General features: G+C 56.2%; 20 protein-coding genes. 6 read left to right on the top strand and 14 right to left on the bottom strand.

Annotated elements, in window-relative coordinates:
* Window positions 1–126 precede the first annotated feature (126 nt).
* The gene (gene pdeR / locus D7S44_RS09165; protein WP_120454096.1) at window positions 127–2112 is read left to right on the top strand and encodes a cyclic di-GMP phosphodiesterase; all 1986 of its coding nucleotides are present in this window, start codon (window positions 127–129) and stop codon (window positions 2110–2112) included.
* A gap of 12 nt (window positions 2113–2124) precedes the next feature.
* On the opposite strand, the gene D7S44_RS09160 is transcribed toward pdeR, so the two are convergent.
* From D7S44_RS09160 to araD, 3 genes are all read right to left on the bottom strand, one after another.
* Window positions 2125–2991 carry a crotonase/enoyl-CoA hydratase family protein gene (locus tag D7S44_RS09160; protein WP_103795955.1) on the bottom strand — a complete coding sequence of 289 codons (867 nt, stop codon included), beginning with the start codon at window positions 2989–2991 and terminating at the stop codon, window positions 2125–2127.
* Between the two features lie 140 nt (window positions 2992–3131).
* On the bottom strand, window positions 3132–4115 hold the full coding sequence (gene kdgT / locus D7S44_RS09155; RefSeq protein ID WP_120454094.1) for a 2-keto-3-deoxygluconate transporter: 984 nt from the start codon (window positions 4113–4115) through the stop codon (window positions 3132–3134).
* Window positions 4116–4520: 405 nt separating this feature from the next.
* Window positions 4521–5222, bottom strand: coding sequence for an L-ribulose-5-phosphate 4-epimerase (gene araD, locus D7S44_RS09150; protein ID WP_120454092.1), 702 nt, complete (start codon window positions 5220–5222; stop codon window positions 4521–4523).
* Window positions 5223–5576: 354 nt separating this feature from the next.
* On the opposite strand from araD, the gene osmB reads away from it, so the two are divergent.
* On the top strand, window positions 5577–5792 hold the full coding sequence (gene osmB, locus D7S44_RS09145; protein ID WP_120454090.1) for an osmotically-inducible lipoprotein OsmB: 216 nt from the start codon (window positions 5577–5579) through the stop codon (window positions 5790–5792).
* Window positions 5793–5874: 82 nt separating this feature from the next.
* On the opposite strand, the gene yciH is transcribed toward osmB, so the two are convergent.
* From yciH to pgpB, 5 genes are all read right to left on the bottom strand, one after another.
* Window positions 5875–6198, bottom strand: a complete 324-nt coding sequence (gene yciH / locus D7S44_RS09140) for a stress response translation initiation inhibitor YciH (RefSeq protein WP_120454088.1) — start codon at window positions 6196–6198, stop codon at window positions 5875–5877.
* A complete protein-coding gene (gene pyrF, locus D7S44_RS09135) occupies window positions 6195–6917 on the bottom strand; it encodes an orotidine-5'-phosphate decarboxylase (protein WP_179256444.1) in 723 nt (240 codons plus the stop codon). The genes yciH and pyrF overlap by 4 nt, the downstream gene beginning before the upstream one ends.
* A gap of 199 nt (window positions 6918–7116) precedes the next feature.
* Complete coding sequence (gene lapB / locus D7S44_RS09130) at window positions 7117–8286, bottom strand: lipopolysaccharide assembly protein LapB (protein WP_120454086.1); 1170 nt, start codon at window positions 8284–8286, stop codon at window positions 7117–7119.
* 6 nt (window positions 8287–8292) lie between these two features.
* Window positions 8293–8601 carry a LapA family protein gene (locus D7S44_RS09125; protein WP_120454084.1) on the bottom strand — a complete coding sequence of 103 codons (309 nt, stop codon included), beginning with the start codon at window positions 8599–8601 and terminating at the stop codon, window positions 8293–8295.
* Window positions 8602–8729: 128 nt separating this feature from the next.
* A complete protein-coding gene (gene pgpB, locus D7S44_RS09120; RefSeq protein WP_120454082.1) occupies window positions 8730–9494 on the bottom strand; it encodes a phosphatidylglycerophosphatase B in 765 nt (254 codons plus the stop codon).
* Window positions 9495–9723: 229 nt separating this feature from the next.
* Between pgpB and ribA the strand changes: the two genes are divergently transcribed.
* Window positions 9724–10320 carry a GTP cyclohydrolase II gene (ribA, locus tag D7S44_RS09115; RefSeq protein WP_120454080.1) on the top strand — a complete coding sequence of 199 codons (597 nt, stop codon included), beginning with the start codon at window positions 9724–9726 and terminating at the stop codon, window positions 10318–10320.
* A 183-nt stretch (window positions 10321–10503) separates the two neighbouring features.
* Here ribA and acnA read toward each other — a convergent pair whose 3' ends face one another.
* From acnA to topA, 4 genes are all read right to left on the bottom strand, one after another.
* Window positions 10504–13185, bottom strand: a complete 2682-nt coding sequence (gene acnA / locus D7S44_RS09110; RefSeq protein WP_120454078.1) for an aconitate hydratase AcnA — start codon at window positions 13183–13185, stop codon at window positions 10504–10506.
* 623 nt (window positions 13186–13808) lie between these two features.
* The gene (locus tag D7S44_RS09100; RefSeq protein WP_120454073.1) at window positions 13809–13967 is read right to left on the bottom strand and encodes a YmiA family putative membrane protein; all 159 of its coding nucleotides are present in this window, start codon (window positions 13965–13967) and stop codon (window positions 13809–13811) included.
* Window positions 13968–14462: 495 nt separating this feature from the next.
* A complete protein-coding gene (gene cysB / locus D7S44_RS09095; protein WP_120454071.1) occupies window positions 14463–15437 on the bottom strand; it encodes an HTH-type transcriptional regulator CysB in 975 nt (324 codons plus the stop codon).
* Window positions 15438–15635: 198 nt separating this feature from the next.
* Complete coding sequence (gene topA, locus D7S44_RS09090) at window positions 15636–18233, bottom strand: type I DNA topoisomerase (RefSeq protein WP_120454069.1); 2598 nt, start codon at window positions 18231–18233, stop codon at window positions 15636–15638.
* A gap of 371 nt (window positions 18234–18604) precedes the next feature.
* On the opposite strand from topA, the gene D7S44_RS09085 reads away from it, so the two are divergent.
* Entirely contained in the window at window positions 18605–18853 is a 249-nt protein-coding gene (locus D7S44_RS09085) for a YciN family protein (protein ID WP_120454067.1), read from the top strand.
* A 49-nt stretch (window positions 18854–18902) separates the two neighbouring features.
* Here the strand turns inward: D7S44_RS09085 and sohB are convergent, their stop codons facing one another.
* Window positions 18903–19952: a protease SohB gene (sohB, locus tag D7S44_RS09080; protein ID WP_120454065.1), complete on the bottom strand. Its 1050-nt coding sequence runs from the start codon at window positions 19950–19952 to the stop codon at window positions 18903–18905.
* Window positions 19953–20125: 173 nt separating this feature from the next.
* On the opposite strand from sohB, the gene D7S44_RS09075 reads away from it, so the two are divergent.
* Together D7S44_RS09075 and cobO are read left to right on the top strand one after the other, a co-directional pair.
* Window positions 20126–20887, top strand: coding sequence for a YciK family oxidoreductase (locus D7S44_RS09075; RefSeq protein WP_120454063.1), 762 nt, complete (start codon window positions 20126–20128; stop codon window positions 20885–20887).
* Window positions 20887–21477, top strand: coding sequence for a cob(I)yrinic acid a,c-diamide adenosyltransferase (gene cobO, locus D7S44_RS09070; RefSeq protein WP_120454062.1), 591 nt, complete (start codon window positions 20887–20889; stop codon window positions 21475–21477). The genes D7S44_RS09075 and cobO overlap by 1 nt, the downstream gene beginning before the upstream one ends.
* Before the next feature lie 30 nt (window positions 21478–21507).
* Here the strand turns inward: cobO and rluB are convergent, their stop codons facing one another.
* Entirely contained in the window at window positions 21508–22389 is an 882-nt protein-coding gene (gene rluB, locus D7S44_RS09065) for a 23S rRNA pseudouridine(2605) synthase RluB (protein ID WP_120454060.1), read from the bottom strand.
* Window positions 22390–22485: the final 96 nt, after the last annotated feature.

The raw sequence follows: 22485 nt of genomic DNA, 5'->3' as shown, positions 1-22485 counted from the left end.
TTTGTGCCATTGTTAATCAGACTGGAAAATATATTTGGCTGGCATCTTGTGCTGAAGTCAGATGCCGAATACTGTTGATAAAATAATGAGATAACGCCAGCAGAGCACTCCCCGGAGGACCTTTCCATGACCGATGAACAAGGGCAAACGTTGCTATACACCTTGTTTGGCACGACCAGCCCTCATTGGCGCCTGACCACCGACAGCGATGCTTTGCATTTAGCAGAGGATGAAAACGCGCATACCAACATCGCCGTTGCGCTGACCCCCGCGCAGGCCAGCCTGTTGCGCGCGATGCCGGTGATCACCTCCAGCGTCAACCTGACGCTGTCGCTGCACGGCACGCCGGTGCCAATGCACTTTGTCGGCCGTAAGGTTAATCAGTCAAGCTGGGCCGGCACCGCTTCCGCCTGGGGCGATACGTCTGCCGTCGCGCGCGATCTGACCCAGGGCCTCTCTTTTGCCGAACAGGTGGTCTCTGAAGCCAACTCGGTGATCGTTATTCTCGATCAGCGCGGCAATATTCAGCGCTTTAACCGCCTCAGCGAAGAGTACACCGGCCTGAATGAGCATGAAGTGATTGGCCGTAACGTTTTCCAGCTGTTTATGACCAAACAGGAGGCGGCCGCTTCGCGCCGCAATATCGCCGGTTTCTTCCGCGACGGCAATTCCTATGAAGTGGAGCGCTGGGTGAAAACCCGTAAGGGCCAGCGACTCTTTCTGTTTCGTAATAAGTTCGTTCACAGCGGCAGCGGGAAAAATGAAATTTTCCTCATCTGTTCAGGAACGGACATAACTGAAGAGCGACGGGCGCAGGAGCGCCTGCGCGTGATGGCGAACACCGATACCGTGACCGGTTTGCCTAATCGTAACGCCATTCACCAGCAAATTAGCCTGGCGCTGGAGCTGGCGAAAGGCGATGAGACCGGCGTGGTTTACCTCGATCTCGATAATTTTAAAAAAGTGAACGACGCCTACGGCCATATGTTCGGCGATCAGCTGCTGCAGGCGGTATCGCTGGCTATCCTCAGCTGCCTGGGCAAAGACCAGACGCTGGCGCGCCTCGGCGGCGATGAGTTCGTGGTGCTGGCGGAACATACCAGCCAGGCGGCGCTGGAGGCGATGGCGTCGCGCATTCTGGAGCGGCTGCGCCAGCCCTTCCGTATCGGCCTGATTGAAGTCTACAGCGGCTGTTCCATTGGCATCGCCCTCGCCCCGCTACACGGCGAGGATCGGGAAAGCCTGATCCGCAACGCCGACACCGCGATGTATCACGCTAAAGAGAACGGGCGCGGTAAATTCTGCGTTTTCGCCGCCGAAATGAATCAGCGCGTATTTGAGTACCTCTGGCTCGACACCAACCTGCGCAAGGCGCTGGATCAGGATCACCTGACGGTGTTCTATCAACCGAAGCTCGACAGCGACGGCGTGGTGCGCAGCGCAGAGGCGCTGGTGCGCTGGAACTCGCCGGAGCGCGGCATGGTCTCGCCCGCCGATTTTATCCCCTATGCCGAAGAGTCTGGCCTGATTGTGCCGCTCGGCCGCTGGGTAATGCTGACCGTGCTGCGTCAGATTCTGGTCTGGCGCGAACAGGGCATAAATCTGCGCGTGGCGGTCAACGTCTCCGCACGGCAACTCATCGACCAGAGTATCTACAGCGATCTCAGGCTGGCGCTTATCGACAGCGGGCTGACGGAGTGTCCGATCGATATCGAGCTGACCGAAAGCTGCCTGATAGAGAACGAAGCGCAGGCGCTGACCCTGATGAAACAGTTTCAGGAACTGGGCGCGCAGGTGCACCTCGACGATTTCGGTACGGGCTACTCTTCGCTGTCGCAGCTGGCGCGCGTACCGATCAACGCCATCAAGCTTGATCAGAGTTTTATTCGCAATATTAATGAGCAGCCGGTCTCTCAGTCGCTGGTGCGCGCTATCGTTGCCGTTGCCAAGGCGCTGGCGTTGCAGGTGATTGCCGAAGGCATCGAGACCAAAGCGGAAGAAGAATTTGTCCTCCTTAACGGTGTGGATGGGCGTCAGGGATATTTCTATGCAAAACCAATGCCCGCAGAACAGTTCGGGCATTGGCTGGCTAAGCATCCTGCCCGCGTTTAAAAGGTGTTGTTACTAGCCGGCTTTACGCAAGGATGCGCTATGACGGTTCTGTAACTGTACCAGACGTTCCATATAGGCAATGTCTTTGGGTTCCAGCGTAAAGGCATAATCTACCCAGTCTTCAGTGATATCCATCAGCTCGGCGCGCGACAGCTGCAGTACGCGCTGACGCGCCTTCAGCATGGCGCGCACGCCGTTCAGCTTCGGTCGCAGCGTATCGATGAAGGTGCGCGTGCAGCGGTAGCTTTCGCCAGGCTGGAAGACTTTGTCCACCAGACCACGCGTTTCATACCATTCGGCACTGTGTGACTCCCCTTCGCAAATCAGCTCTTCCGCCAGCTTCATCCCGGCACGACGCGCGACTAAGGAGTAGCCGCCCATACCCGGGAACAGGTTGAAGGCGATTTCCGGAAAGCCGAGCCGCGCGTTGTTTTGCGCCAGGATAAAGTGGTGCGCCAGCGCGGCCTCGAAACCGCCGCCTAGCGCGCTGCCCTCTATCATCGCCAGTGTGACCGCGCCCGTGTCAAAGCCGCGCGCCGCCGAGTGAATGCAGTCGACGCAGGCGCGCGCATAGGCGCGCAGCGCCTCACGGCGGTTGTTGCGAATGCACTCGACAAAGAAGCGCAGATCGCCGCCCGCGTTGAACATCTGCGGCACCAGCGAACCAGTGACCCAGAAATCAATCGGCAGACCGGAACGCTGCGCCGCATAGCTCAGGTTCATGATCTCCTCGATTAATTCGTGGTTGAAACTGGGACGCGGTTGCGCCCGCAGCATCATCCACATGGTGCGGCGGCCCTCTTCGTAATACGCGGCAAGTTGGGTGGTCTGTCCCACTTCGGTGAACAGTCGGCAGGTTGGTTGGTTAATTACTGTCATCGTCTCATCCTCTGTTTATTTGATGCGTTAAACGCCACATCAGCGTAATGCAGAGAGAGGCCAGACCAAATGAGAGATTGATTTATAAAGTAAAATCCAGAGATATCCCCGACTTAGAGGTCGGGGATGCTTAAGCGGGGTTACTTGATCGCCGCGCGCTGGCCAACCGCAACGCGAGAACGCTTAACGCGTTTTGAATAAACAGCAGTTATGACTGGCACCAGCACTGAGGTCACAATCACTGAGGTCGCCACCAGCGCGGTGGCGGCGGGCGCAACCGGTTTAAACTGCGGCAGCATTTCAGCTATCAGCACCGGCGTTGCGACCGCCGCACCTGCCGTGCTGGAGGCGGCGATGCCTGCGGTGCCGTCGCCGCCGCCTATCAGACGATCGGCGATAATCAGCGGAATGCCGGTTATGATAATCACCGCCACGCCCAGCAAGATGCCCAGCAGGCCGGTCTGTGCGATAACCGTCAGGTCGATGGTATTGCCCAGCGCAAAGGCGAAAAAGGGAATAAGCGTATGCACCGCTTTGCCGAAAAACTCCCGCAGTTCTGGATCCAGATTGCCCAGCGCGAAACCGATCAGGAACGGTAAGACTGCGCCGACAAAGACATGAGGTTCAAAGGAGGCGATGCCTGCCGTGCCGAGGATCACCATTGTCATCAGCGGGCCAGACTCAAGCGACATCAGCACAAAAGCGCCCGCTTCTTCCTTGCTGCCGTACTGCTGCATGATCGAGGCGTAAAGACCGCCGTTAGTCATATCCATCGCCGCAACCAGCGCCAGCGTTGACAGCCCGGCAAGCATCCCGACTTCTACGCCATTTTCCGGCATCACGCGTGAAGCGATAGCCGCCACGATCCAGGCCACCGCGATCTTGGTAATGACCAGCGTGCCGGATTTGCGCAGTACGGTGCCGGTGGCGCTGATCCTGATTGAGGCGCCCATGCAGAAGAACCAGATGGCGAGGATCGGCACCGTGCCGGTCATCAGGCCATTGGTGAATGAGCCGAGATATTTCCCAGCGCCAGGAGAAAGGGTATGACAAAGCGCGCCGAGAAAGAGCGGAATAAGCATCATGCCGCCGGGAATTTTATCGATAGCACGTTTGATATGCATCAGGGATCACCTTTGCTGTCCAGAGGGAGGTGCGTTTTTATGCCCGAAGGCGTGACAGCAAAGTACGGGGGACGGCGACAGAAAACAGTGATCCCATCCTTAAAATGAAACGCTGTTTTATTTTTTGTGAAGAGTGCATTTCATTATTTTGATCGGCGTCGCCATACCAGGCGTTTCAGGCACAGATAGCGCGCATTTTATCAGCTGTATGTTTTGGGAAGACGCAGGTACCAGGGGCCGATCGTAAAGAGGCAAAAGTGGCATCCCTGCCCGCCCGGTCTGTTGCGGGACGCTTTGCTCTTGTCGGTCGGTACTCCCTGCTCAGGTGGGATCTGCGTTCTCTGTGAGAAGCAGAGCGCGGCGGATCAGGCGCCCTGCTCTTTGTTGAAGAGAGGATGCAGCAGATTACCCTTTTTGACCGTACCAGGCGTTTTCGCCGTGCTTACGCAGGTAGTGAAGGTCGAGCAGCGTCTGATTGATGGGTGGCAGGTCGGCGCGCAGCTGCTGGCTGAACAGCCCCATATAGGCGACCTCTTCCAGCACCACCGCACTGTGTACTGCCGCGTGCGCGTCGCGTCCCCAGGCGAAAGGCCCGTGCGAATTGACCAGCACCGCTGGGATCGCGCTCGGCGACAAATCGCGCTGGGCGAAGGTCTCGATGATGACGCCGCCAGTATTCCATTCGTAGTCGTTCTGAATCTCCTCATCACGCATGGCGCGTGTACAGGGGATCTCGCCGTAAAAGTCATCCGCATGGGTCGTTCCCCATGCCGGTATCGGCCGACCAGCCTGCGCCCAGATTGTGGCGTGGCGCGAATGGGTATGAACAATACCGCCGATTTCCGGCCATGCCTGGTAGAGCGCGCGGTGAGTGGCGGTATCAGACGAAGGCCGCTTGTCCCCCTCTACGACCTCTCCGCTGGCGAGATCCACCACCACCATATCGTCGCGCTTCATGCTGGCGTAGCTGACGCCCGAAGGTTTGATCACCAGCAGGCCCTGCTCGCGATCGACCGCGCTGACGTTGCCCCAGGTAAAGGTGACGAGGTTATAACGCGGCAAGTCCAGGTTCGCTTCCAGTACCTGCTGTTTGAGTTGTTCCAGCATTGTGTTCTCCTGCTCAGATTTATCACTGAATTGTGCAGGGGCTGGCTCTGAAAAGGTTATGGAGCGATTGGCTGGAAAAGCGGCGGAAAACGGCTGATAACGCAAAAATGCGGCGTGAATTAGGAATCTTCCATCTTCGGAAAATTTGCATAAGGCTTAGAATTCACTCATGCAATGGGCGGATCTGTTTGCCGGTTGCATTTATCTGTCCGAGACAACATTGTCCATAGTGAAAAGGCATATCGGCATCTTCAGGGAAGAAGCGATGGCGTAATACGGGCAGATATAAGAACAGAGGAAAAAACCACCTATACTGAGTGTGTTGCCTCTGTGAGCACAATCAAGGAGAAGTTTATGACAACAACCATGAAACGTATTACCGCAGCTGTTTTGGCTACCGCATTAGTTGTCGCGCTGAGCGGCTGTTCCAACTGGTCAAAACGCGATCGTAACACCGCCATCGGTGCCGGAGCAGGCGCAATTGGTGGCTCAGTGTTAACGCACGGCAGCGCGCTCGGCACTCTCGGCGGCGCAGCAGTGGGCGGTGTCATCGGTCATCAGGTCCATTAATGACCAAAAAGCATTTTTAATAATAAAGGCTACGCAGCGCATCTACAAAACTCTCGGGCTACTGTCGTAGCCCGATTTTGTTTTACCCACCTGCCAGTTTTACCTTCAGGCCCTTCGCTTCCAGCAGCTGTTTAAGCAGATCGCGTTTATCGCCCTGAATTTCAATCACGCCCTCTTTCACTGAGCCGCCGCATCCGCATTTTTTCTTCAGTTCTGCGCCCAGCTTGTTCAGCGCGTCGTCGTCAAGATCGAGTCCGGTAATCAGGCAGACCCCTTTGCCTTTGCGCCCGCTGGTCTGACGCTGAATGCGTACAATGCCGTCGCCTTTAGGACGTTCGATTTTTTCTTTCGGCTGCTCGATGCGGCCCGCATCGGTTGAGTAGACCAGAGGATTATCGCGGCTCATGAGGACTCCTTAAGGCTGGTTAAAATAGCGGTCAACGTGGCGGCCGGATCGGCCGACTGGGTAATGGGACGTCCGATCACCATATAGTCTACCCCTGCCTGTTTCGCCTGTTGCGGCGTCATAATACGGCGCTGATCGCCAGCGTCGCTGCCCGCCGGACGGATGCCCGGCGTCACCAGCGTAAAATCCGCGCCGATGGCCGACTTGAAACGTGCGGCCTCATGCGCTGAACAGACTACGCCGTCGAGGCCGCACTCACGGGTTAGCTTCGCCAGACGCTCGGCCTGTTCGGCAGGCGATAAGGTGATGCCGAGGCCGCGCAGATCCTCCGCATCCATGCTGGTTAATACCGTTACGGCAATCAACAACGGCGCCTCCTTGCCGAACGGCACCAGCGCTTCGCGCGCGGCATTCATCATGCGCGCCCCGCCGCTGGCGTGCACGTTGACCATCCAGACGCCAAGATCCGCCGCCGCCGCGACCGCATGTGCGGTGGTATTGGGAATGTCATGGAATTTGAGGTCGAGAAAGACCTCAAACCCGCGCTGCTGCAGCTCTTTTACCAGCGAGGGCCCAAACAGGGTAAACATCTCTTTACCGACTTTTAGCCGACAGCTCTGGGGATCAATCTGGTCGACGAAACGCAATGCGCTGTTGAGATCGTGATAATCGAGCGCCACAAGAATGGGCGAAGCGGTCACGGCTGATGATAAGGGCATAGCATTTCCTCATAGTTAACGGCAGCGGGCGTGTAAGACAAACGGCAAGCATTCTACCCGCGCGTTATGTCAGGGACAACGTTTGCGGCCACCTTCCCACCTGCATGGCGATAAGCTGCACGTTGCCGCGTGAGTGTTAATTTGCTTTATAGTATGTTGTAACTATTTCGATGGCGTTAAGCGAAAGTCCAACGGCCAGTTACTGACCGTCGAGTCCGCGAATAGGTTTGACGGAGGACCAGGTGCGGCAGGAAGGACAATGCCAGTAGAGCGCATGCGCGGTAAAACCACACTTCTGGCAGCGGTAGCGCGGCTTGGTGCGAATCTGTTCGCCGACCATGTCGCGCAGCACCATCAGGCTCTCTTTCGCGCGCCCGTCTTCCGCCTCATGCAGGTGAAAGTCCATCAGGCGATGGAAAACGCGCATAGTGGGATGACGCTGCAGCTGACGGTTGATATAGAGCTGCGCGGCATCTGGCCCTTCCTGTCGCTCCAAGATATCAGACATATAGAGTTCAGCCGCCGCGCCCGTATTCTCTTCCACGCAGCGCTGCAAAAATGCCGCCCAGGCATCGGGCTGATTAAGCCGCTGATAACAGGTTTCCAGCATCGGCAGAGTTTCGCTCACCAGCTCTTTATCCTGATCCAGCACGCGCTGCAGATGCTCGATAGCTTTGGCATACTCGCCTTTTTCAATCAGGATGCGTCCCATCATGATCGACACGCGCGCGCTCTGGCGATCGGCGGCCTCGCCTTTTTTCAGCAGCCCCATGGCGCGATCGAGATCGTCGCTGCTCATCGCCTGCAGCGCCAGTTCGCAGTAGAAGTGGGCTATCTCCCCTTTCTGCTTATCTTTGCCGAGCTTCACCAGCCTTTCGGCCACCTCAATCGCCTGATGCCAGTCGCTGGTCGCCTGATGGATCAGCAGCAGCTGTTGCAGCGCGCTAATGCGGAAATCGGTTTCATCTGTCAGCTGCTTGAACATATCCTCGGCGCGATCGTAAAGTCCGGCGGCCATATAATCGCGGCCCAGCTGCTGGATCGCCAGCAGACGCTGGTCGTAGTTAAGCGAGGCGCTCTCCATCAGCGACTGGTGAATGCGTATCGCGCGATCCACCTCGCCCCGCGAGCGGAACAGATTGCCCAGCGTCAGGTGCGCCTCTACCGTGCCGCTGTCCTCTTTCAGCATATCGAGAAAGAGATCGACCGCTTTATCCTGCTGGTTAGAGAGCAAAAAGTTAACGCCTGCAACATAATCACGCGACAGGCGACTCGCTTCCTGTTGCTTGTCCTGCTGCGCGCTGCGTCGCCCCATATACCAGCCGTAAGCCGCAGCGACGGGCAATAACAGAAACAGCAATTCGTGCATGGAGGACTATTCCCGACCCGCGACGGCGGCCGATGAGGTCGCAGGCGGATTGCTTTTATCCAGCTGCGTCTGCATACGTTTGATTTTGCGTTGCGCATGCGCCAGCGAGACGCGGGCGCGCAGCCAGAAGAGACCGCAGATGGCCCAGCCCAGCACAAACCCTGCGCCGAACAGCGAGGCCAGCAGCGTAGAGATACGGAATTCGCCCTGCGCCAGCAGATAGTTGAAGGTGATGACCTGGTCGTTATGCGCGCCTAAGGTGACGGAAATAATAAAAATGACCAATACCACTAAAAAAATCAGCAAATATTTCACAGTGCATCCTGTTGTGAGGTTATCCAGTAGAAGTATGCCAAAAAAGCGGCAACAATGCTGCTCCCTGCAGCGCCAGGCGAATGGCTTTTACGCAAGCGCAATCAATAATATGGGGATAAAGTACGGAATTACAATCCGTTTTCCCTTTGCGCCACGTCCTTTCGCTCTTCCGGCGGTACGGTAAGCGGGCCGCAAAAGCGCTGCGCCAGCCAGGTGGCAAAGGAGACCAGCAGCCAGGAGAGCACTACCGCCATCGCCAGATCGCCCGGCCAGTGCATACCCAGCAGCAGCCGGCTGGCCATGACCGCGCCCGCCCAGACGCCGATCGCCGCGATGGTGATATAGCGGCGGCGAGGCCAGAGCAGACCTACCGCCAGCAGCGCCCAGCTGGCAGCGAATAGCGTATGGCCAGAAGGAAAGGCAAAGCCGGTTTCAAATGCCCAGTGCCGCTTCAGCCAGCCCGGCAGCAGCTGGTCGCTGGCGAGCAGCTGATCGACGCGCTGGCTGCGCTCTTTGCGCGTCATGCTGTAAAACTCGCGATCGTCCAGTCCGTGATTATGTTCAAGCCAGACCACATAGGGACGCGGTTCCTGTACCTGATCTTTGATATAAGATTTGGTGTATTGTCCGGTCAGGATCGTGGCGTTCATGATCAGCAGCAGCAGTAACGAGGGCTTGAGGCGAAAACGCAAACACCACAGCACCCACAGGCTGAGCACCAGGCTCGTCAGGGTTCCCCAGGGGCGCGTCACGGTTTCCGTCATCCAGTAGAGTACGCGCAGCAGCGCGTCGCTTTGGCCGGGCTGCCAATGCCAGCCGGTCAGCCAGACCGTTGCCGGAATGATCATCAGCAGCAACATGCCTGCCGTGGTGCGACGCAAAATCTGCAGCATCCTTTCTCCTTCGATTTGGCGCCCTTGCGCCGCTGGCAAATAATTTTATCTTAAAAAATAATAATATAACTTATTGCGCATTGGATAATTGTGCTTTATCGCTACAATCGCTCTGACAAATTACCAGCCCAACTTCTCGTTGTGGCACAATATTGCCAATTTTTTCAGGCCATACTGGCCTGTGCGCTATTTTAGAATAGCGCATCCTCTGAAGGTTCTGGAGAGTCACATGCAGCTTAAACGGGTGGCAGAAGCCAAACTGCCCACGCCCTGGGGCGATTTCCTCATGGTAGGTTTTGAAGAAGTGGCAACCGGTCACGATCACGTCGCGCTGGTATTCGGCGACATCAGCGATAACACGCCCGTACTGGCGCGCGTTCATTCGGAATGCTTGACCGGTGATGCGCTGTTCAGTTTACGCTGCGATTGTGGTTTTCAACTGGAAGCGGCGCTGAACGCCATTGCCGAAGAGGGCCGCGGCGCGCTGCTTTACCATCGTCAGGAAGGTCGTAATATCGGCCTGCTGAATAAGATCCGCGCCTACGCGCTGCAGGATAAAGGCTATGACACTGTCGAAGCCAACCACCAGCTCGGCTTTGCGGCAGACGAGCGTGACTTCACGCTGTGCGCCGATATGTTCAAACTGCTGGGGGTAAATGAAGTGCGTTTGCTGACCAATAATCCGCGTAAGGTGGAGATCCTCAGCGAAGCGGGGATTAATATCGTCGAGCGCGTGCCGCTGATTGTCGGCCGTAACCCGAAGAACGCGCACTATCTCGATACTAAAGCGGAAAAGATGGGCCACCTGCTGCCTAAATCTGAATAAGGGAGCTGTTACAGGCCAGGCAGACGGCGCGGTTGGCAAGGGCCGATCGCAAAGTCGCTCAAGGCATCCCTGCTCGCTCGGCCCGCGCCATCCCTGGCGCGGGACGCTTTGCTCTTCTGCCCATGCCAACCGCGCTTTATACTCAAGCGCTGTTGTATAAGCCGGGTTTCCCCGGCTTTATCATTAGTTCAGCATATTGCGAATCACATAGTGCAGAATGCCGTCGTTGCGGTAATAGGTCAGCTCATTACCGGTATCAATTCGGCAGCGCGTCTCCAGCGTTTCCTGCGTGCCATTCGGGCGCTTCATCGTCACTTTCACCGTGCAGCCCGGCTGCAGCTGCGACAGATTTTCAATGTCGAACACCTCTTCACCGGTAAGCTGCAGGGTTTTACGCGTCACGCCTGGCGCAAATTCCAGCGGAAGAATGCCCATGCCGATCAGGTTGGAACGGTGGATACGCTCGAAAGATTCCGCTATCACCACGCGAACACCCTGCAGACGCGGACCTTTCGCCGCCCAGTCGCGGCTAGAGCCGGAGCCATACTCTTTACCGGCAATTATCGCCAGCGGCGTCCCCTCTTCCTGATACTTCATCGCCGCATCGTAGATCGCCAGCTGTTCGCCGCTCGGTATATGACGGGTATAACCGCCTTCGACGCCCGGCACCATCTCATTGCGAATACGGATATTGGCGAAGGTACCGCGCATCATCACTTCATGGTTGCCGCGCCTTGAACCGTAAGAGTTAAAGTCGGCTTTGTCGACGCCATGTGACTGCAGATAACGTCCTGCAGGACTATCCGCTTTGATACTGCCCGCGGGCGAGATATGGTCAGTAGTTACCGAGTCACCCAGCATCGCCAGCACCCGCGCGCCTTTGATATCCTGGACAGGTTTAGGTTCACGCTCCATATCGTCAAAGAACGGCGACAGGCGAATATAGGTCGATCCTTCGTCCCATTCATAGGTGGCCGCTTCGCTCACCTTGATCTGCTGCCAGTCCTTCGTGCCGTAGAACACCTCGGCATACTCTTTATGGAACATATCACTGGTCACCTGCTGCACCGCCGTGGCGATCTCTTCCGGCGACGGCCAGATATCCTTCAGGAAAACGTCGTTGCCCTGACGATCCTGACCCAGCGGCTCGGTCTGCAGGTTGACCTTCATATTGCCCGCCAGCGCATAGGCGACCACCAGCGGCGGCGACGCCAGCCAGTTGGTTTTCACCAGCGGATGGATACGTCCTTCAAAGTTACGGTTGCCGGAAAGCACGGCGCCGACGGTAATATCGCCCTCTTTAATTGCGGCTTCTATTTCATCGGGCAGCGGCCCAGAGTTGCCGATACAGGTGGTGCAGCCGTAACCGACAAGATTAAAACCGAGCTTATCGAGGTAAGGCGTCAGCTGCGCTACCGCCAGATAATCGGAGACGACTTTCGAACCCGGCGCCAGCGACGCTTTTACCCACGGCTGACGCTTCAGGCCGCGCTCTACCGCTTTTTTCGCCAGCAGCCCCGCCGCCATCAGCACGCTCGGGTTAGAGGTGTTGGTACAGGAGGTAATGGCGCTGATGACCACCGCGCCATCCTCGATCTGATGGCTGAGGCCGGTTTTGCTGTCGGTATAGGTAACGGATTTATGCGCCGGCTGGCTATGATTAACCTCAAGCTCGTGGCTAGCGTTGAACGCAGCGGGCACATCGCCAAGAGAGACGCGATCCTGCGGGCGTTTGGGACCGGCGATGCTGGACTCCACGCTCTGCATATCGAGCGACAGCGAGCTGGTAAAAATCGGCTCGTCGCCAGGATTACGCCACAGCCCCTGCGTTTTCGCGTAGGCTTCGACCAGCGCGACCTGCTCGGCATCGCGCCCCGTCAGCGTCAGGTAGCCCAGCGTCACGTCATCAATCGGGAAGAATCCGCAGGTGGCACCATATTCGGGCGCCATATTGGCGATAGTAGCGCGGTCCGCCAGTGGCAGATCGGCCAGACCATCGCCGTAAAACTCTACAAACTTCCCGACCACACCATGCTTACGCAGCATCTGGGTGACGGTCAGCACTAAATCAGTCGCGGTAATGCCCGGACGCAGCTTACCGGTCAGCTTAAAGCCAACCACATCGGGGATCAGCATAGATACCGGCTGGCCCAGCATCGCCGCCTCGGCTTCGATACCGCCGACGCCCCAACCCAGTACGCCCAGCGCGTTAATCATTGTGGTATGCGAATCGGTGCCGACCAGCGTATCTGGCCAGGCAAACTGCTTGCCGTCTATCTGCTCATGCCAGACAGATTTACCGAGGTATTCCAGGTTAACCTGGTGGCAAATACCGGTTCCCGGCGGCACAACGCGGAATTTATTGAACGCTTTCTGGCCCCAGCGCAAAAACACATAGCGTTCATGGTTGCGCTCCATCTCCAGCTGCACGTTCTCTTCAAAGGCGCTGTCGTCGCCGAAGCGGTCTACGGTGACGGAGTGGTCGATCACCAGATCGACCGGCGACAGTGGATTCACCTTCGCCACATCGCCGCCTAAGCGTTTCACCGCTTCGCGCATCGCCGCCAGATCCACCACCGCCGGGACGCCGGTGAAATCCTGCATCAGCACGCGCGCAGGCCGGTAAGCAATTTCTCTGTCGGCATGGCCGGTCTGCTGCCAGCCGACCAGCGCATGAATATCTTCTTCCGTTACGGAATCGCCATCCTGCCAGCGCAGGAGATTCTCCAGCAGCACTTTTAATGATTTAGGAAGGCGGTCGATGTTACCAAGATGTTGGGCGGCGCGGGGTAGGCTGAAAATATGGTACTGCTGCTCGTCGACCTGCAGCGTGTCCTGACTCTGCTCGCGTAGGGTTTCCGACATAGCTCCTCCTTTTCTTATCGTGATCGCGTTAACCTCAGAGAAAACAAGGTTTATGTTAAAGATAGACTACATTTTCCTTAACGTTTTGATTACAACACAAAATGCTACACTATCGCGCGCACAAACGAAAACGCCCCGCAGGTTATGCGGGGCGTAAGCGAAAAGAATGAGGGAGAATACTACTTTCAGGTTATACAGCAATCCATACGGCCGCGGCCCAGAATGCAAATGAGAATGCATATGCGCTCAGCCAGGACATCTTAATCATATTGATGTTCATACGTCACTCCTCCCGAAAACGGGCGTAAAAAAGTCCTGCTGTCATCATTTATGTGATGACACCCTTTTTATATGCTGAGTGTAAAGAGTGGGCTTTTAATTTGCCCGCCGGATAACCGGAAAGAAGTATTGCACTGGCGAAGCCAGGTAACGCTGACAGCTTATTTGGCTTTCGGGTCCATGAAAGACTCGATGAAGTGACGCTGATTTTCACTCAGTTCCCAGCTATCCGGGATAGTCACTTTGTGTTCCGTCACGCTGCTCTCTTTGCCTTTACAGGCAGGGGCTTTAAGCTGAGGCGCGGATAACGACTGTTTACTGCTGAGTGTGTTCGCCCACATGGTTTAACCCCATATACGCCAGATCATCAATGCCACAACCACCCAGAACAGCGCAGAAGCAGCTATTACGGTTAACCAGGCCTTGCGACGGATATTACCAGAGCGCTCAACCTTGGTGCTTTTTGCCCGGAAGTCGGGTTGTACAGTCAGTCTCGTAGCCATAGTTTCTGATAATCACTCTCAATAAAACGATTGATAACATCGATTAAGATTTAGGACGAATCCTAAACTCATTAAGGCCGAAAATCCAGTTATTTTTATTGAGCACAACGATTAACGCTATTAATCAACGTGGCCAGAAAACTTAAGGAATAATGAATCGCGACATATTTCCTTAATTGAATTATTAGATTGCAAATTTGAGTTAAATTGCGATTAGGGCCATTTCAAATTTGAGTTAACTTTAAAGAACCTGATAAAAAGCGCTTTCACATCAGGTCTTAACTGGAGTATGGGAATAATCCTGGCAGCACGCAAAGCGGCAAAGTAAATTTTGTGTACTGTTTCTCATTTAAGTAATGCAAACAGAAAAACATGTGATCGGTGTTTCATTTACAAAAAAATAATAACAATTTTCGACATTAAGGTGGCGCTAACGACTACAGACAAAAAAGGCTGCCCAGGGCAGCCTTTAACATTATTAAACGATACGCGGATTTACTTAAACGGCAGCTTAATATCTTTGAACATCGCCTCAATATCTTCATTGGAGCGTAACGCCACCGCCGCATCGACCACGTCGCGCGTAAGATGAGGCGCAAAGCGCTGAATAAAATCATACATATAGCTGCGTAAAAAGGTGCTGCGGCGAAAGCCGATTTTCGTGGTGCTGTTGGTGAAAATTTCCGCCGCTTCGATGCGCACCAGGTCAGGATCGGCAATCGGATCCACGGCCATACTGGCGATAACACCCACCCCCAGGCCTAAGCGAACATAAGTTTTAATAACGTCTGCGTCGGTGGCGGTAAAGACGATACGTGGCGTAAGGCCTGCGCGATTGAAAGCGGTATCCAGTTCCGAGCGTCCGGTAAAGCCGAAGGTGTAAGTAACCAGAGGGTATTCTGCCAGCTCCTCGATAGAAACCTGCTCCTGGCCCGCCAGCGGATGATCGGGCGTGACAACAATTGAGCGATTCCAGTGATAGCATGGCAGCATGATCAGGTCGTCATAGAGATGCAGCGCTTCGGTGGCGATAGCGAAATCTGCATTGCCTTTGGAAACCGCTTCGGCGATCTGCGTCGGCGAGCCCTGATGCATATGCAGCGAGACGCGCGGATAGCGCTCGATAAAGCCTTTGATGACGCCTGGCAGCGCGTAACGCGCCTGCGTATGGGTCGTCGCCACGTAGAGCGAGCCTTTATCCGGCCAGGTATGTTCCCCCGCCACTGACTTTATCGCATCGACTTTAGACAAGACTTCGCGGGCGATGCGAATAATCTCCTCGCCTGCTGGCGTGACCTGCGTTAAATGTTTGCCGCTGCGCGCAAAGATCTGCACGCCCAGTTCATCCTCCAGCATGCGCACCTGCTTACTGATGCCCGGCTGAGAAGTATAAAGTCCTTCTGCTGTCGAAGAGACGTTGAGGTTGTGATTAACCACTTCGACGATATAGCGCAACTGCTGCAATTTCATATCTGTTCCATCCCAGTAAGCTACAGAGCGGCATCCCCGATTGACGTATTTTCGCCGGATCGGTGAGAAATGAGGCAAAGCACAGGAACATGTCGGAAATGCTATAACCACTATATCATTGTAAGAAGGAATGTAGAACGTTTTGATATAAGGCTAAGAAAAAGGCCAGCATCGCTGGCCTTTATGAGGGAAAAGAGCTTACTTTTTGGCTTCCTGCCACTTGCCGTCGATATAAAACACCGACCAGCCTGTTGCTTTGCCCTCTTTTTCAGAGGCGACATACTGCTGTTTGGTTTTACGGCTAAAGCGAACCATCGTCTTATTGCCGTCAGGGTCGGTCGCTGGCGCATCTGCCAGATAGCGCAGTTTTTCCGGCAGACGATCTTTAAAGCGCTGCAGCTCTTCCACCAGAGGCGCGCGCGTTTCGCGCGATTTGGGGAACGTGTTCGCCGCCAGGAAGACGCCCGCCGCGCCGTCGCGCAGCACGAAGTAAGCGTCTGATTTCTCGCAGGGCAGCTCAGGCAACGGCACCGGATCTTCTTTCGGCGGCGCAACTTCGCCGTTACGCAGAATTTTGCGCGTGTTCTTACAGTCGTCGTTGGTGCACGCCATGTACTTGCCGAAACGGCCCATTTTCAGGTGCATTTCCGAACCGCACTTCTCGCATTCCACCACCGGACCGTCATAGCCTTTGATACGGAATTCGCCCTGTTCGATCTCGTATCCGTCGCACTCTGGATTGTTGCCGCAGACGTGCAGCTTACGCTGCGGATCGATCAGGTAGCTGTCCATCGCCGTACCGCACTTCTGGCAGCGGCGACGGGCGCGCAACGCGTTGGTTTCGGCGTCGTCGCCTTCCAGCACGTTGAGCACTTCGTTTTCCGGGATCAGATTGATGGTCTGCTTGCAACGCTCCTTCGGCGGCAGCGCGTAGCCGGAACAGCCGAGGAAAACGCCGGTGCTGGCGGTGCGGATACCCATTTTCCGTCCACAGGTGGGACAGTCGATAGAGGTGAGCACCATCTGGTTCGGCTGCATGCCGCCCTCTTCCGGATCTTTCTCCGCTTTGTCCAGCTGCTGAGTAAAGTCGCTGAAGAAGTTATCCAGTACGCCTTTCCATTCCGCCTCATTGTTCGCGACCCGATCGAGGCTGTCTTCCATGGTGGCGGTAAAGTCGTAGTTCATCAGATCGCGGAAATTCTCTTCCAGACGATCGGTGACGATTTCGCCCATTTTCTCAGCGTAAAAACGGCGGTTTTCCACCCGCACGTAACCGCGGTCCTGAATGGTCGAGATAATGGCGGCGTAAGTAGAGGGACGACCGATGCCGCGCTTTTCCAGTTCGCGCACCAGCGAGGCTTCGCTGAAGCGCGCCGGTGGTTTAGTAAAGTGCTGGCTCGGGACCAGCTGCTGCAGATCCAGCGTCTCGCCCGTTGCGACATGCGGCAGCGTGCGGTCTTCATCATTTTTACGCAGCGCAGGCATCACGCGCGTCCAGCCGTCGAAGCGCAGCGTGCGCCCTTTCGCCTTCAGCTTAAATCCGGCGGCGGCGACGGTCAGCGTCGTGGAATCATACTGCGCAGGCACCATCTGACAGGCGACAAACTGACGCCAGATCAGCTGATAGAGCTTCTGCGCGTCCGCTTCCATATCTTTAAGTTTTTCCGCCACCACGTTAACGTCGGAGGGACGGATCGCTTCGTGCGCTTCCTGGGAATTCTCTTTGCTGGCGTAGGTGTTCGCCGTCTCCGGTAGATACTTTTTGCCGAAGTTCTTGTCGATATAGCCGCGCGCCATCGCCAGCGCATCCTGACTCAGATTGGTCGAGTCGGTACGCATATAGGTAATGTGGCCCGCTTCATACAGCCGCTGCGCCATCATCATGGTTTTCTTGACGCCAAAGCCGAGTCGCGTGCTGGCCGCCTGCTGCAGCGTCGAGGTAATAAAAGGTGCGCCAGGCTTGCTGCTGGTCGGTTTATCTTCGCGGTCCACCACTTCATAGCGCGCATTTTCCAGCAGCGCGACGGCGGCCTGCGTCTGTTCGCCGTTGACCGGACGGAACGGGCTGTCGTTCTGGTGCGTAACGGACATTGCCAGCAGATCGCCTTTCGCCGTATGCAGATCGGCGTTCAGCTCCCAGTATTCTTCCGGCACAAACGCTTTGATTTCACGTTCGCGCTCAACCACCAGGCGCACGGCGACAGACTGAACGCGACCGGCAGAGAGGCCGCGCGCAATCTTCTTCCACAGCAGCGGCGATACCATATAGCCGACGACGCGGTCCATAAAGCGGCGCGCCTGCTGCGCATTGACGCGATCGATATTGAGTTCGCCCGGCGTTTCGAACGCCTGACGAATCGCATTTTTGGTGATTTCGTTAAAGACTACGCGGCTAAAGCGCTTATCGTCGCCGCCGATCACTTCCCGCAGGTGCCAGGCGATGGCTTCCCCTTCGCGGTCAAGGTCGGTTGCGAGGTAAATGTGGTCAGCATTGGCTGCCAGCGCTTTGAGTTCGGAGACGACTTTTTCCTTGCCGGGCAGGATCTGATAGTCAGCTTTCCAGCCGTGATACGGGTCAACGCCCATTCGACTGACTAGCGCAGCTTTTTCGTCTTTTTTAACCTTTTTGGTTTTTTTATCGCCGGCCCCGTCAGCACTCTTTTTCGCTGTTGAACCACTGGTCGGCAAATCACGGATATGACCGACGCTGGATTTCACCACGTAGTCACTACCGAGGTATTTATTGATTGTTTTGGCCTTTGCCGGGGACTCAACGATGACGAGTGCTTTACCCATATGTACCTTTACCTAATGAAAACGTCCTGATAAACGGGAGAGGATTTGATGCCCTGAAACCCATTGGGTTCAATATTGTTGCGCCTTTTTTGCTTTTCAAGGCTGCGGGGTCAATCTCGGGCCAGCTGGCATATGCTTATGCAAGGGTATGAATAAGAGCGACTTTTTCATCTGACTCAACCACACTTCCCGGTGTGATCTCCCTGAAATCTGAATCGCCCACACTCTACCTGATAAAATTCGTTACGCAACTTAATTAGCACTCAGTTGATTTTTGCGCCAGATTTTCGCGCTTTTTGCTGATTTGCCGCGCAGCGGTTTTGGCAAGTAATATAGAAAGGATTTTGTGCATGTCAAAAAGGCGCTATTCAATGCAGAAGAATACTCAGGCCATTTCACGCCAGGCGCTACTGGAAAAAGCCAATGCGCTCATTCGGGAACATGATGATTATTTCGCCGGACTTGAAGCAGACGACGTGATTCAGCAAGGAGACGTTCTGGTCTTCCGCGGTCCCTTTTTCCTTGATGACGAGGGGCTGCCGACGGCGAAGACCACGGCGGTGTTTAACGTGTTTAAATATCTGGCGCTGACGCTCTCGTCACGCTACCACCTGGCATAAAAAACCCGGCGTAAGCCGGGTTCGTTTATCGCAAGCGCGCGGACGCCCTTTACAGCAGCGGCTTTTCGCCGCGCTGCCACCATTTCATCAGCAGGCGCTCCGCTACCGAGCCGGCGCTGTGAGTGACGCGGTCGATCATTTTGCGGCGGCGCGCATAGTGCACACCCAGCACGTTAAACAGATCCATCTGGCTGATGATCAGCTCGTCGCTGGTGCTGATATCGTCAATAAGCTTTAAGTCGAGCGCCTGTCGGCCATACCAGTGCTCGCCTGTCGCCACTTTGTCGATATCCAGCGTTGGGCGCATCTGGTGTACGAACTCTTTGAACAGCATATGCGTTTCGTTGAGATCTTCCTGAAACTTCTCACGGCCTTCGTCGGTATTTTCACCAAACAGCGTCAGGGTGCGTTTGTACTGCCCTGCGGTGTGCAGTTCGACATCGATGTCATTACGCTTGAGCAGACGATTGAAGTTAGGGATTTGCGCCACGACGCCGATAGAGCCGAGAATGGCGAAGGGGGCGGCCACGATGCGATCCGCCACGCAGGCCATCATATAGCCGCCGCTGGCGGCCACTTTGTCGACCGCCGCCGTCAGGCGCAGGCCGCGATCGCGCAGGCGCTGCAGCTGCGACGCCGCCAGGCCGTAGCCATGCACTACGCCGCCTGGGCTTTCCAGCCGCAGCAGTACCTCATCGCCCTTTTCCGCTACCGCCAGTACGGCGGAAACTTCTTCGCGCAGCGCCGTCACTTCGCTGGCGTCCATGCTGCCCTTAAAATCGATAACGTAAAGCGTCGGTTTCTGATGTTCAGTAACGCCTTGCTTCGCGGCGCGCTTCTCCGCTTTCGCCTTCTGCTTTTCCGCTTTTTTATGCTGCTTCAGCCACACTTTCTGTACCTGCGGCTTCATTTTAGCCAGCTGCAGATCTTCCTTCATTTGTTGATAATCATCGCCCAGATGCGTCAGCCGGAGCTGCCCGGCCGCCTGGCCGCGCTTGCGCAGCGCCGCGTTCACAATAATCGCCACGACGGCACCGACGGCTACAACAACCGTCACCGCTTTGGCCAGAAATAATCCATAACTGGAGAGTAAATCCATTCTGCCGCCTTATTAAACAGAGAATTAGCACTAATCAGAGAGTTTACCGGGTTTAGCGCCGCGCGTCGCCTGAAATGCCAGCGCCCGGCACAGAAAGCGCCTGTGGATGATTGCGCCCTACGGCGAATTAAGGCATAAAGCCAAAAACCCGTTTAGCGCTCAAGGAAATCGCCGTGCACTATCAACCGAAAAGCGACCTGCTGCAAAACCGCATCATTCTTGTCACCGGCGCCTCAGACGGCATCGGCCGCGAAGCCGCCATTACCTATGCGCGCTACGGCGCGGAAGTCATTCTGCTTGGCCGCAATCTGGCGCGTCTGGAGCAGACCCAGCAGGCGATCGGCCAACTGGGCCTGCGTCCGGCGCACTGCGTGGTGTTCGATCTGGCGCAGGCGACCCCGGATGCCTGTCGCCAGCTGGCTGACCAGCTGGAGCAGCAGTTCCCGCGCCTCGATGGCGTGCTGCACAACGCCGGCATTCTGGGCGAAATCGTGCCGCTGGCCGAGCTGGATCCGCAAATCTGGCAAGAGGTGATGAAGATCAATCTTGACGCCACCTTCTTCCTGACGCAGGCCTTGCTGCCGCTGCTGCTGAAATCGAGCGCGGGTTCGCTGGTGTTCACTACCTCCAGCGTGGGACGCACCGGTCGCGCGGGCTGGGGCGCCTATGCCGTTTCGAAGTTCGCGACCGAAGGGATGATGCAGGTGCTGGCGGATGAGTATAAAAACCAGTCGCTGCGCGTTAACTGCATCAACCCAGGCGGCACGCGCACCAAAATGCGCGCCTCGGCCTTCCCGCAGGAGGATGCCGGTAAGCTGAAAACGCCAGCCGACCTGATGCCGCTCTACCTTTATGTCATGGGCGACGACAGCCGCCGTAAAACAGGCGTCAGCTTCGACGCGCAGCCCGGCCGCAAACCCGGAGCCGCAGAGTAATGAGCGACGATCGCCACCAGCAGCGCCAGCAGCGGCTGAAAGAGCAGGTTGATGCACGCATCGCCGCGGCAACGGAAACGCGCGGTATCCTGATGGTCTTTACCGGCAATGGTAAAGGCAAAACCACCGCCGCCTTCGGCACCGCGCTGCGCGCCGTCGGGCATGATAAAAGAGTGGGCGTGATCCAGTTTATCAAAGGGGAATGGCCTAACGGTGAGCGCAACCTGCTGTCGCAGCACGGGGTGGAATTTCAGGTCATGTCTACTGGCTTTACCTGGGAGACGCAAAATCGTGAGACCGATACGGCCGCCTGCCTTGCGGTATGGCAGCACGCCAGGCGCATGCTGTCGGACGAGCGTCTCGATCTGGTGCTACTGGATGAGATCACCTATATGGTGAGCATGGATTATCTGCCGCTGGAAGAGCTGGAGCGCGCGCTTCGTGAGCGTCCGGCGCATCAGAGCGTCATCCTGACTGGACGCGGCTGCCATCGCGCGCTGATGGAGATGGCGGACACCGTAACTGAAATGCGGCCAGTTAAGCACGCCTTCGATGCGGGTATTCAGGCGCAGCAAGGCATCGACTGGTAAAAAAACGCAGCCCGAGAGCTGCGTTTTTTATTAGCCGCGTTTGCTGCCGCCGCCGCTGCTGCGTCGGCCGTTGCCGCTGACCTGCGTGTGGCGCTTGACCGCACGACGAATTTGATTCGCCTTGGTGCGACGGCGATCTTTCTCAACCGCCAGCTTGGTGACCGTCTCGTCATCCATGCCGACCAGCGAGCGCAGATAGTTAACCGCCGCCAGATCCATTTCCATCCAGCCGCCGCGCGGCAAACCTTTCGGCAGATGGATATCGCCATAGCGCACGCGCATCAGGCGGCTGACCTGCACGCCGACCGCTTCCCACAGACGACGCACTTCACGGTTGCGTCCTTCTGTCAGGGTGACGTTATACCACTGGTTCACCCCTTCGCCGCCGGCGAAGCGCAGCGTTTTAAAGGCTGCCGGGCCATCTTCCAGCTGTACGCCTTTGCTCAGCTGACGAATTTTATCATCGTCCACCTGACCAAACACGCGCACGGCATATTCGCGCTCAACTTCACGGCTTGGATGCATCAGGCGGTTCGCCAGTTCGCCATCGGTGGTGAACAGCAGCAGGCCGCAGGTATTAACGTCCAGACGCCCTACCGCAATCCAGCGGGAGCCGCGCAGGCGCGGCAGGCGATCGAATACCGTTGGGCGACCTTCCGGATCGCTTCGGGTACAGAGTTCGCCTTCAGGCTTGTAATAGGCAAGCACGCGGCATACTTCTGTCGCCGACTCGGCGATAGAAACCAGATGGCCATCGATGCGGATTTTCAGGGATTTATCGTTTTCAATGCGGTCGCCCAGCGTGGCGAGTTTGCCGTCGATACTGACGCGACCAGCGGCGATTTTTGCTTCGATTTCACGACGGGAACCGTGGCCTGCACGTGCCAGGACTTTCTGTAACTTTTCGCTCATAGCGGCCTCACTGTCGCCTTCCCAGGCGTCATTTGGGTTAAACTTCTTTAAAATCAATAACTTAAGTTATGATGTTCCGCCCATTATACCTTTAAT

Source organism: Pantoea piersonii (genome assembly GCF_003612015.1).
GTDB lineage: Bacteria > Pseudomonadota > Gammaproteobacteria > Enterobacterales > Enterobacteriaceae > Pantoea > Pantoea piersonii.
This window is presented reverse-complemented; position numbering and strand designations above follow the sequence as displayed.